This is a genomic window from Nostoc sp. (genome assembly GCF_036917465.1).
In the GTDB taxonomy this organism is placed as follows: domain Bacteria; phylum Cyanobacteriota; class Cyanobacteriia; order Cyanobacteriales; family Nostocaceae; genus Nostoc.
Genome location: NZ_JBALDL010000108.1, coordinates 21,371 through 32,869 on the forward strand (window position 1 = coordinate 21,371; position 11,499 = coordinate 32,869).

11 protein-coding genes are annotated in these 11,499 nt (G+C 42.0%); 8 read left to right on the forward strand and 3 right to left on the reverse strand.

Going from position 1 to position 11,499, the window contains the following annotated elements; translation table 11 throughout:
- Positions 1 to 150: 150 nt before the first annotated feature.
- Complete coding sequence (locus tag V7K38_RS28725) at positions 151 to 513, reverse strand: ArsR/SmtB family transcription factor (protein WP_334863078.1); 363 nt, start codon at positions 511 to 513, stop codon at positions 151 to 153.
- A gap of 186 nt (positions 514 to 699) precedes the next feature.
- Here V7K38_RS28725 and V7K38_RS28730 point away from each other — a divergent pair, with 186 nt between their 5' ends.
- Positions 700 to 2,007 (forward strand): Nramp family divalent metal transporter, encoded by a 1,308-nt coding sequence (locus V7K38_RS28730; protein ID WP_334863080.1) that lies wholly within the window; start codon positions 700 to 702, stop codon positions 2,005 to 2,007.
- Positions 2,008 to 2,023: 16 nt separating this feature from the next.
- Here V7K38_RS28730 and V7K38_RS28735 read toward each other — a convergent pair whose 3' ends face one another.
- Both V7K38_RS28735 and V7K38_RS28740 read right to left on the reverse strand, forming a co-directional pair.
- A complete protein-coding gene (locus tag V7K38_RS28735; RefSeq protein WP_334863082.1) occupies positions 2,024 to 3,034 on the reverse strand; it encodes a YeiH family protein in 1,011 nt (336 codons plus the stop codon).
- A 195-nt stretch (positions 3,035 to 3,229) separates the two neighbouring features.
- On the reverse strand, positions 3,230 to 4,162 hold the full coding sequence (locus V7K38_RS28740) for a LysR family transcriptional regulator (RefSeq protein WP_334863084.1): 933 nt from the start codon (positions 4,160 to 4,162) through the stop codon (positions 3,230 to 3,232).
- Positions 4,163 to 4,368: 206 nt separating this feature from the next.
- Between V7K38_RS28740 and rbsK the strand changes: the two genes are divergently transcribed.
- The 7 genes from rbsK (at position 4,369) to V7K38_RS28775 (ending at position 11,375) form a co-directional block, all read left to right on the forward strand.
- On the forward strand, positions 4,369 to 5,289 hold the full coding sequence (gene rbsK, locus V7K38_RS28745) for a ribokinase (protein ID WP_334863086.1): 921 nt from the start codon (positions 4,369 to 4,371) through the stop codon (positions 5,287 to 5,289).
- A gap of 81 nt (positions 5,290 to 5,370) precedes the next feature.
- Positions 5,371 to 6,426, forward strand: coding sequence for a glutathione S-transferase family protein (locus V7K38_RS28750; RefSeq protein WP_334863088.1), 1,056 nt, complete (start codon positions 5,371 to 5,373; stop codon positions 6,424 to 6,426).
- Between the two features lie 171 nt (positions 6,427 to 6,597).
- Positions 6,598 to 7,482 carry an aspartoacylase gene (locus V7K38_RS28755; RefSeq protein ID WP_334863100.1) on the forward strand — a complete coding sequence of 295 codons (885 nt, stop codon included), beginning with the start codon at positions 6,598 to 6,600 and terminating at the stop codon, positions 7,480 to 7,482.
- A gap of 220 nt (positions 7,483 to 7,702) precedes the next feature.
- Positions 7,703 to 8,686, forward strand: a complete 984-nt coding sequence (locus V7K38_RS28760; protein WP_334863090.1) for a polysaccharide deacetylase family protein — start codon at positions 7,703 to 7,705, stop codon at positions 8,684 to 8,686.
- Positions 8,687 to 8,890: 204 nt separating this feature from the next.
- Positions 8,891 to 9,130 (forward strand): hypothetical protein, encoded by a 240-nt coding sequence (locus V7K38_RS28765; RefSeq protein ID WP_334863092.1) that lies wholly within the window; start codon positions 8,891 to 8,893, stop codon positions 9,128 to 9,130.
- Between the two features lie 307 nt (positions 9,131 to 9,437).
- Positions 9,438 to 9,647, forward strand: coding sequence for a hypothetical protein (locus tag V7K38_RS28770; protein ID WP_334863094.1), 210 nt, complete (start codon positions 9,438 to 9,440; stop codon positions 9,645 to 9,647).
- Positions 9,648 to 9,710: 63 nt separating this feature from the next.
- Entirely contained in the window at positions 9,711 to 11,375 is a 1,665-nt protein-coding gene (locus tag V7K38_RS28775) for an FAD-dependent oxidoreductase (RefSeq protein ID WP_334863096.1), read from the forward strand.
- Positions 11,376 to 11,499 lie beyond the last annotated feature (124 nt).

Genomic DNA, 11,499 nt, shown 5'->3' on the forward strand with positions numbered 1-11,499 from the left:
ATCTCCAAACCTCTGCGATTGCTTCATTCCACTTCGTTACACTCGCAATGACATATCGTAAATAATTAGCGAAAGATGAGATCCTAGAATGCGATCGCCTTCCAATATTTGGTTACTTTTTGAGGTTTTTTATTTTAATTAATATTTTTTTCAAAAAACTGCTGTTTTGCTCCGAAGGGCTTTCAGGCTTTCAGCCTGCTGTTGCACGCGCTCACTAATGCGATCAAACGCTAACTCACAAAGCTCAAAAATCATTGGATCGGCAATCTCGTAATAGGCACTAGTGCCTTTGGGCTGACGAGATAAAACCCCTGCTTGAGTTAACACTTTCAGATGCTTAGATAGATTTGCCTGACCTAAACTAGTAGCCTCAGCAATTTCCATTACATTCATTGGGCCTGACTTGAGACAGGACAAAATCTGTAGCCGGCTTCCCTCTGATAAAACCTTGAAGTAGTCAGCAACCGCCACCAGAACAGCTGGATCGCCCTTAGCTGGCTTAATTTTTGGCATAGTAAAATTTAATAGTCAGCACAATAATTCTTTAATAACTAATTAATTATTAATTAAATCTAATAATAGCGCAGTTGTATATAGGACTTACGCAAATGTATCGATCATACTCACCTAAAGATTGATGTTTATTCTATATTTCATGAGATTATGAAAAGAATATGAGAATATTTAATGGCAAAATAAATGCTTCCCCCAGAAAACAAACCTAGTTTACCAGAGGTTCACCGCAGTATTAGAGTCCCTACTAGTGGCGGCTTTTGGCGCAAGATGCTGGCTTACGCAGGGCCAGGATATCTGGTTTCAGTGGGATACATTGATCCTGGAAATTGGGCAACAGACATCGCTGGAGGGTCAAAGTTTGGGTACACTCTATTAACAGTGATCCTGCTATCGAACCTGATGGCGATATTGCTTCAAGCTTTGTGTGTGCGTTTGGGAGTTGCTACGGGGCGAGATTTAGCGCAGGCTTGTCGGGACTATTTTAGCCGAAGGGTAAGCTTTTGTTTGTGGTTACTGTGTGAGATTGCGATCGCAGCTTGTGATTTAGCAGAACTACTAGGAAGTGCGATCGCACTACAACTTTTATTCGGTATTCCTTTAGTGTGGGGTGTTTGCATCACAGCACTAGATGTTTTGGTATTGTTATTCCTCCAACATAAAGGCTTTCGCTATACAGAAGCTTTGGTAATAATGCTAGTAGTAACAGTAGGCATCTGTTTTGCAACAGAAATTATATTTTCCCGCCCTGATATGGGGGGGATTTTGTGGGGATATCTGCCTAAAAAAGAGATTTTACAAAATCCAGAAATGCTCTACATCGCTATCGGTATTTTAGGGGCAACAGTGATGCCTCACAACTTATATTTACACTCCTCAATTGTCCAAACCCGTGATTGGCAACCTAATACTCAAAAAAGATGGGAAGCAATCAAGTTTGGCACACTTGATTCAACTTTTGCTTTGTCATTAGCACTATTTATAAATTCAGCAATTTTAATTGTGTCTGCGGCAACATTTCATTTTTCTGGTAATCAGAATGTGGCAGAAATTCAAGATGCTTATAAATTACTTTCCCCATTGTTAGGAGTTAGTTTTGCCAGTGCTATTTTTGGGATTGCCTTACTTGCTTCTGGGCAAAGTTCAACGCTAACTGCAACTCTGGCAGGACAAATTGTTATGGAAGGCTTTTTACAATTTCGATTTCCATCTTGGTTACGCCGTTTAATAACCCGTTTAGTTGCTATTATTCCAGCCTTAATTACTATCATTATTTTTGGTGAAAAGAGTACAAGCAGCCTGATAGTTTTCAGTCAAGTTATTCTCAGTTTACAGTTACCGTTTGCAGTGATTCCATTAGTGATGTTTACCAGTAATCGCCGCTTGATGGGTGAGTTTGTGAATCCCTTGTGGTTAAAATCTTTAGCCTGGTTAGTTGCTATTGTGATTGTTGGCTTAAATGTTTGGTTGCTATTACAAATGATTTTGGGATGACTGTTATAAGTTATAACTAACGCACTACTAACATAATTATAACCAGAGAAGTAACACTAATAAATACCCATAATACTACCCCTTGAAGCATTGGTTTCCAACCAACCGCTTTCAACATTCGTTGAGATAATCCAGCACCAATCAGAAACAGCGTTAGTGTCAAACCGGCTTCTGAGATGCGTGTGATTAAAGGGGCCCAATCAACAATCTGCGGGATAAAGGTTCGTGCTACCGAAGCTAGGAGAAACAAACCAATAAACCAAGGAACTTGAGGTTTATGTTGTAGAGTTTCCCCTGATTTTTTCTGTTGATGTTGAAAAATATAGCTGGCTGCTGCTGAGATAGGAACAATCCATAAAGCGCGTGAAAGTTTCACTGCTGTGGCTGTATATAGCGCACTTTGACCATAGTGCGATGCTGCACCAACCACACTAGAAATATCATGGATTGCTACACCCGACCACGTTCCAAATTGCGTCTGGGTCAAGTGCAGTGCATGTCCCAGAGGTGGAAACACGAACAAAGCAACAGCATTGAGGATAAAAACTGTACCCATTGCTACAGAAATCTCGCTTTCAGCTGCGTTAATTACTGAACTAACAGCAGCGATCGCACTTCCACCACAAATAGCTGTTCCGGCTGAAATTAAGGCAGAGGCAACAATTGGAATCTTCAACCACTTCCCTAAAAAATAGCCAAGAATGAAGGTTGCCGTAATGCTGCCAACAGCAAACAAAGCACCGCTTGCGCCTGCCTTTAGAACAACCGCTAAATTCATCCCGAAGCCAAGCATAATTACGGATGCTTCGAGTAAATATTTAGCGGCTGGGCGGCTAATCTGATGAAATGGGTTCTCGTGAGTCACCGCCAAGAAAATACCCAACATCAGTGCTATTGGTGGTGAAGCCCAAGGAGTTAGACAAAATCCAGCCGCCAAGAGAAACACGACTTTTCGATACAGCAGCTTTTGCTCTGAACTGAGTTGTGGTATCTGCACTCTCTTGTTTGTCCTAATATTTTGTTTCATATCAACCTCGTATTAAGGGGGTTGATCTAACTCTAGGCGGTTTAAATAATAGAAGCAAACGTTCTTAACTATGTAAAGCATAGGCTTAGGCTATCAATATTTGACTTTAAGCGATCGCACTAGCGTAGCCGTTGGTGTAGCCTCTCGTAGAGAAGTATTATGAATTAGTAAAAAGAGGTTCATTGACAGCTACAGCTATTTCGCAGATTGAGCCGATACTAGCAATTGCTCAAACACTTGGGAGATTCGGGTTTGGAAGCGTTCTCGATGCTTTAATAAAAAGAAGGGTCGTGAGAGTGGATCTATACCAGTAGTGTCTTTTGCCAAACCTGTAACTTTAATACAACGAAGCATATCAAGACGTAGTTCTTTAGTAATAATTAGGTTAGAAATCGCCGCAGATCCTACCCCACTCTCAACGGCTGCTTTAACCATATCACCGCTTTTCATTGACAAAATTACATTTAATTGTGTTGGTTCAATACCCCACTGTCTTAGCACTTGCTCAAACTGCTGACGGGTTCCTGAGCCTTTCTCGCGCATTACCCAGGCGGTATTTGTTAATTCTGTTACTTCAACTGCCATTTGTTCAAACCAAGGATGAGATTGACCGACAACAATTTGTAGACAATCTCCGCCTACAATTTGTTGATCTAGAGAAGCTAAAACCGATGGTTCAACTTCCCCTTCCACTAGGCTGAGGTCAAACAATCCTGTAACCGTTCCTTCGCTAATTTCAGTACTGTTACCTAATGTACAATCCACAGAGATGTTAGGATACTCTTGCTTAAACAAGCTAATGAAGTGCGGAAGCCAGTAATTACCTATAGTTTGGCTTGCACCTAACCTGAGTTCACCCCGTTTCAGGTCATTTAATTCTCGCAATCCTCGCTCAGTTAACTCCACCTGAGTCAAAATCTTTTGTGCTTCTACTTGTAGCATCTTGCCAGCAAGCGTTAGTTCAATGCGACGACCAACCCGATTAAACAGTTTCACTCCATATTGTTCTTCAAGGGTTTGGATGGCAGCACTAACAGAAGGTTGAGTGATGTAAAGCGCCTCAGCAGCGCGAGTAAAGTGCATCTGCTGCGCCACCGCCAGAAAAATCTGTAACTGGTCAATGGTCATCCTTGCCATTTATGAAAGCGTTAAATTATTTGAGATATAAATGTTCTTATACTAAAACTATGTGGGTTCCTTGTCACTAATATCAGTGGCGTGGTAAGTGGGTATAAAAAAGTTTTGTGTGTTATTGCGATCAAAATAAGTTTATTTGTTTCCACCCACTTATTAGACTGAATGACTTAAAAGATCAATAAAAAAAATAAGTATTTATGAGCATTATCGTTTTCGGCAGCATAAATATAGACTTGGTGGCAAGAACACCCCGCTTGCCAGTCCCAGGAGAAACGTTGCTAGGAGAAGAATTTTTTAAAGTTTCGGGAGGGAAAGGAGCAAATCAAGCCGTAGCCTTAGCAAAATTGGGAATTCCTACCCAAATGGTGGGGCGTGTAGGTGCAGACGATTTTGGTGTGGAATTGGTCAACAATTTGCAATCATCTGGTGTGCAAATTGACAATATTTTAGTTGATAAAACTGTTAGTTCTGGAGTCGCTATCATTGCCGTAAATCATGCTGGGGAAAACCAAATTATTGTAATTCCTGGTGCAAATGGGTGTGTCAATCAAGAAGATGTAGAACGATTGTCCCACTTGTTACCAGAAGCTACAGCACTGCTTTTACAATTAGAAATTCCGATTACTGCCGTGGTTGCAGCCGCTAAAGCCGCAAAAAAAGCCAAAATTAAGGTAATTCTCGATCCTGCACCCGCCCTATCTGATTTTCCAGATGAACTTTACCCGTTAGTGGACATTATTACACCGAATCAAGTTGAAGCCGCGCAGTTAGTGGGTTTTCCTGTGGATGGGGAGGAACAAGCAGCAAAGGCAGCCGAAGTTTTATTACAACGGGGTGTGAAATGTGCGATCGTTAAACTGGGTGCTAAAGGTGTTTTTTGTGCAACTGCTGAGGAAAAGTTTTTTGTCCCCGCGTTTCGAGTTCATGCGGTTGATACAGTAGCTGCTGGCGATGCTTTTAATGGCGGCTTAACGGCAGCACTTTTTGCAGGACTTTCTTTACATCAAGCGGTTGTTTGGGGTGCAGCAGCAGGTGCTTTAGCGACGACAAAATCAGGCGCACAAACTTCATTACCCGATAGGTTTACATTTGATGCGTTTCTTAAGGAAAACTTTTAGCTGCGATGTCTACGACGGGCTACGCCTACGCAAATTTGATACGATTAGCTTAAAAGTTTTCCCTAACGTAAGATTGTCACCATGAGCAACTCAACTCCAATGGATGACGAAAAAAATCTCCCCAAGAAAAAGGGTAGGACACTTCCTCCGAAGCTGATTATCTGGATAGGAAAGTTTGTCTGGACGACTATGTGGCAGATAATGATGTCAAAGCTTGCTCCTAGCAATCAGTCGGGAGCATATATTCGTCCTAATAGTCAGTTTCGCAAGTTCATTGGCACAGAAGAGGGAAATCCCCACCCACCAGTAGCAGGGCGCTACAAACTCTATGTTGGATTGGGTTGTCCTTGGGCGCATCGAACTCTGGTTGTGCGATCGCTAAAAAAACTCGAAGCGGTAATATCAGTATGTATAGTCTCTCCTTCTCCCATCGAAGGCGGTTGGATATTCAACGATGAAGAAGAAGGTTGTCGCACACTGGCTGAATTTTATCAACTGGCAGAACCTGGTTACAGTGGACGCTCTACAGTTCCAATTTTATGGGATAACCAAACAAAAACTATCGTTAACAATGAGAGTTCAGAGATTATCGTCATGCTGAACTCTGAATTTAACGAGTTCGCCAACAATCCCACCCTGAATCTCTACCCAGAAGCACTCAAAGAGAAAATTGACTGGTGGAATGAGAAAATTTATCACGCTGTAAATAACGGTGTGTATCGCTGTGGCTTTGCCCAAACGCAAGAAGCATACAATCAAGCTTGTAACGAACTGTTTGCAACTCTTGATGAGATTGACATTGCATTGCAAACTAGTCGATATCTGTGTGGAGACAATATCACACTCGCAGATGTCCGTTTATTCACAACGTTATTTCGGTTTGATAGTGCCTACTACGGGTTGTTTAAGTGCAATCGGCAGCGAATTCGAGACTATCACAACTTGGGAGCTTACCTACGCGATGTATATCAGCTTCCCGGTGTAGCTGACACCTGCGATGTCGAAAGTGTGAAGCGAGACTACTACGGGAACCTATTTCCACTCAATCCCGGTGGAATTATTCCCAATGGGCCTGATATGTCTTATCTCGATCAACCATCTGGGCGCGATCGCATCGGCACAGTAAAGGCTTCATAATGTACATTGAGAACTAATAAGTAAGTGGGTCAAATTAAATATAAAACCTCACCCTGCCTCCGGCTTCCCTCTTCGATACTTTGGAGAGGGATTGAGGGTGAGGTTTGATCTTATATTTAATTATGCCTACCTACTTACCTCGATGGCTGCACGTCTGGAGTTAGTGTAATGGTGAACCAGATTAATCGAGTTGCAATTGTCGGTGGAACTCATGGCAATGAGTTTACCGGGGCTTATTTAGTCCAAAAATTTGCCCAGTTTCCCCATTTAATTGCTAGACAAAGTTTTGAGACGGTGACTCTGTTAGCAAATCCTAACGCTTTTGCAGCAGGGAGGCGATATGTAGAGAAGGATTTAAATCGCTGTTTTCTCAAGCAAGATTTACAAGATCCGACTCTGAACAGTTACGAAGAATTGCAAGCTAAATCAATTCACGATATTATAACATCAAACAGAGATAAACAAGCAGATTTTATCTTAGACTTGCATAGCACTACAGCTAATATGGGTTTGACAATTATTTTGGTAAACAGTCATCCCTTAAATTTGCAATTGGCTGCTTATCTCAGTCAGATTAGCCCTTTGGTGAAGATTTATCGCTGTTCTTTTAAATCAATTTCAGAAAACCCATTTGTAAATTCTCTGTGCGAATTAGGTTTTGCAATTGAAGTTGGCCCTATTGCCCAAGGACTCTTAAAAGCAACGCTGTTCCAACAAACAGAAGAACTTGTTTATGCGGTTCTCGACTATCTAGAACAGTTTAATCATGGGGAAATTACATCAACTAACAAAACCTTGATTCTCTATGACCATTTATCAGTTGTAGACTATCCAAAACAACAGAATGGTAAAATTTTTGCGATGATTCATCCAGAGCTTCAAGATAAGGATTATCAAGCTTTGAATCCAGGAGATCCAATCTTTTTAAATTTTGATAATCAAATAATTGTTTACGAAGGTGAATCTACCGTTTGGCCGATTTTTATTAATGAGGCAGCTTACTACGAAAAGGGAATTGCAATGTGTTTGACTCACAGACAGCAAATCAATATCTAGGATGTTGAAAATTTTTTGTCTAATCGCTTTTTGGAATTAATGATATAAATTGAACATTAAAATTCAGCAAATATGCGGATCAACCTATAATTACTGTAGCTGTTATGATGCCTAATAGCGCGTCGTAATCATTTCATTTCTAAGGAATTATCAATAAATATCTGTCTTCATAGACTTACTAATATTTACGCTTAAAATCGTCCAAATACTTAAACTCATAATGAAAACGAAGCGGCCAGGAAACAAAACAATAGCCAGTCTTTCTTTAGATTTGGATAACGTTTGGTCTTTTCTCAAAAACCAGGGCGCTCCGGGTTGGGAGACTTTCCCCTCTTACTTAGATATTGCAGTCCCTCGTTTCTTAGAAATTTTTCAGCAATGGGATTTGAAAATTACAGTCTTCATTGTCGGTCAGGATGCAGCCCTAGAAAAGAATACTAAGGCATTACAAGCGATCGCTAACGCCGGTCATGAAATTGGCAACCATTCATTTTACCACGATCCTTGGCTGCACCTGTATTCAGAGGATGAAATTGAACAAGAAGTGGCATTAGCCGAAGAACATATCAAGCGCGTCACTCATCAACATCCTATCGGTTTCCGGGGGCCTGGATACAGTTTTTCTCCTGCGGTTTTGAAAGTTTTAGCACGACGGGGATACGAATATGATGCTTCGACTTTTCCCACATTTTTGGGGCCCATAGCACGAGCTTATTATTTAATGACTTGTAAACTGAGCAAGGAAGAACGCAAGAAACGCGAAGCCCTGTTTGGCGGTTTCAAAGACGGTTTACAGCCCCTAAAACCTTTTGAGTGGAAGATGGGTAAAGATAAATTGACTGAAATTCCCGTTACCACCATGCCAATTTTCAAGGTTCCGATTCACTTCAGTTACATAATGTATATAAGTACATTTTCTTCGGAAGTAGCGTTACTTTACCTGCAAATTGCTCTTTGGCTGTGTAAACTTACCCGCGTCCAGCCTTCCTTGCTATTCCATCCTACAGACTTTGTAAGTCAAGAGGATGTACCGGAACTATCATTTTTCCCTGGAATGAGTGTCCCCACCTACAAAAAGCTGGCAATAGTGAACAAAAGTTTGGAACTTATATCTACTCAATTTAATGTTTTGACTGTTGGAGAACACGCCAAATCTGTAGCTAGCACAGGTAAACTACCTGTATTAGTGCCTCAAAAGAGGTAAATTCAATTGTCTTTATTAAAAAAATCTGATTATATCTCTTCCCCAGAGCTTATTTTTTTAATGCGATGTCTAATCAGATTTTTCAATAGTTGCCTAAGTTTTTAATAGTAGCTAGTTATCTTTAAACCAGCTGACATTTGCTAGCAAGTATGTGTAAAGTAATTGAGAGTCAATTAATATCTTTAATCTCTAACACATCTATATATGGTTAGAAAAACTCAACGCCTTTTGCTGCTAGTTATTTCCTGTAGTATAACTGGTGTAATTTTAGGAGGCACTGCTGCTTGGGCAGAAAGTAATCTCTGCTTGGGAGACAGTAAGGTTACAAGTGACTGCGTAACTCAAGATCCAATCCAAAAAACTATCCAAGGAATGAGTACCGGATTGTTAGCCGGGGCTGGGGCCGCTTGTGGTGCAGCATGGCAGTTAAGGCATGAAGATTGAGACGCGAAAAATCTTTGTCTGTCAAATCATTTTTTGCCTAGCTTGCCATCGTAGGCATCGCCTTAATGATTTTCTCAAAGGACTGTTGGATTATTATCAATTGCATTGTTGATGGCTTATACAGAATGACCAAAATAGCTTTATAATTCTCTTCAAAAGCATATTTGGAATTATTTTGGTAGTAGACCTAAATATTCTCAAGCTCGTTCTGGAACATGGTGAATTACTTAAAAGTGATTCGTGCAATCCGGGTATTTGAACGTGAAGGTTCTTCCAGGGTAAAATAAAGTACAGGGAGATGAAAAGTATGGTTGAACACCCATTTCATGACCAACTCAGTTTAGAGGAACAAGCTGAGAAACTTGGAAAGCAAGCAGTAAGTTTGGGTCTGATTCCCAGCTTTGTAGTGCATTACTTTCCTGATACTTGGATATTTTATATACCTAATGAAAGTCAATCAGAAGCGCTGACACCAGAAGAGGCATACTTTCGTTTAAAGCAACTGGTGAAACAGTAGATATTTTAAAACAAATTTTTGAAGATAACAGCTAAGTACTGTAATCGTAAAATAACAGTAGTTATGGCAAAACCTGCAATTTTAACCGTCGATGACGATCCAGAAGTTTTGCAAGCGGTGTCACGAGACTTGCGGCATCAGTATGGCGATCGCTTCCGTATTGTCCGCGCAGATTCCGGTATTACCGCTCTGGAGGCAGTGCAGCAACTCAAATTACGGAATGAAGTAGTTGCTCTATTTTTGGTCGATCAGAGAATGCCCCAAATGGGAGGTGTGGAGTTCCTTGAACAGGCAAAAGGCATCTTTCCTGATGCGAAACGTGCTTTGCTGACTGCCTATGCAGATACGGATGCTGCCATTAAATCAATTAATAGTGCCAAACTTGATTACTACTTACTCAAGCCCTGGAATCCTCCAGAAGAAAGGCTATATCCGATTTTGGATGATTTGCTAGATGACTGGCTAGCTGGATTCCACCCACCCTTTGAAGGGATTCGAGTCATTGGTAATCGCTGGTCGCCTTTTTCTCATCAGGTGAAAGACTTCCTGGCGCGTAACCAGATTCCCTACAAGTGGTTGGATATTGAACTGGAGCCAGATGCGGCAAAATTAGTTGAATACGCACAAGCTGATGGTAGACAGCAATTGCCCTTGGTGCTGTTTCCCGATGGTTCCCGATTAATCCAACCATCTAATTTAGAGATTGCCGCTAAAATTGGACTGCAAACCCAGGCAGAGCGGCCTTTCTATGACTTAGCGATCGTGGGTGCTGGCCCCGCCGGACTCGCCGCCGCCGTCTATGGCGCTTCTGAAGGATTGAGTACTGTCTTAATTGAGCGTGAGGCTCCGGGCGGGCAAGCAGGCACAAGTTCGCGCATTGAGAACTATCTAGGGTTTCCTGTTGGTTTGAGCGGCAACGATTTGGCAAGGCGGGGAGTCACCCAGGCGCGGCGATTTGGGGTAGAAATTCTCACCCCTCAAGTAGTAACCGGAGTTAAGCTGCAAGATCCTTATCGGGTTCTGCAATTGGCAGATGGTAACGAGATAAGTTGCCATGCACTTTTAGTTGCAACCGGCGTTTCCTACCGTTGGCTGAATATCCCAGGAGCCGAGAAGTTGGCAGGAGCCGGAATTTATTACGGCGCTGCCATGACTGAGGCGATCGCCTGTAGCAATGAGGAAGTTTACTTAGTAGGCGGGGCAAATTCTGCCGGACAAGCAGCAATGCATTTTTCTAAGTATGCCAGTAAAGTGATTATGCTGGTGCGGGGTGAGTCCCTTTCATCGAGTATGTCCCAATACTTGATTGACCAGATTGCGGCAACTGCAAATATCCAAGTTTGCACAGGTTGCAGCGTTATGGAAGTGAAGGGAGAGGAACATTTAGAAGCAATTGCAATTGCCCATGTCAAGACTGGACAAACTGAAATCGTGCCAGCGCGATCGCTTTTTATCTTCATTGGTGCTACCCCCAAAACTGATTGGCTCGATGGGGTTATTCGACGCGATACTCAGGGGTTTATCCTCACAGGCCCCGACTTGACGCACAATGGCAAATCTCCTCCAGGTTGGCATTTGGAACGCTCACCTTTTTTGCTAGAAACCAGCGTTCCTGGCATCTTTGCAGCCGGAGATGTGCGATCCGGGTCAATTAAGCGGGTGGCATCGGGTGTTGGTGAAGGTTCCATCGCCATTCAATTCGTTCACCGCTACCTGAGTAATGTTTAACTGGAGCAGCACAAATTAAGGAGGTTAATTCACTCACCGTTCGCGTAATCGAGGATGGATTTGATGAAATTAAGGATGTGTGAACAAGGGGAGGAAGAAAAACAGGCGATCGCTACGACTTACC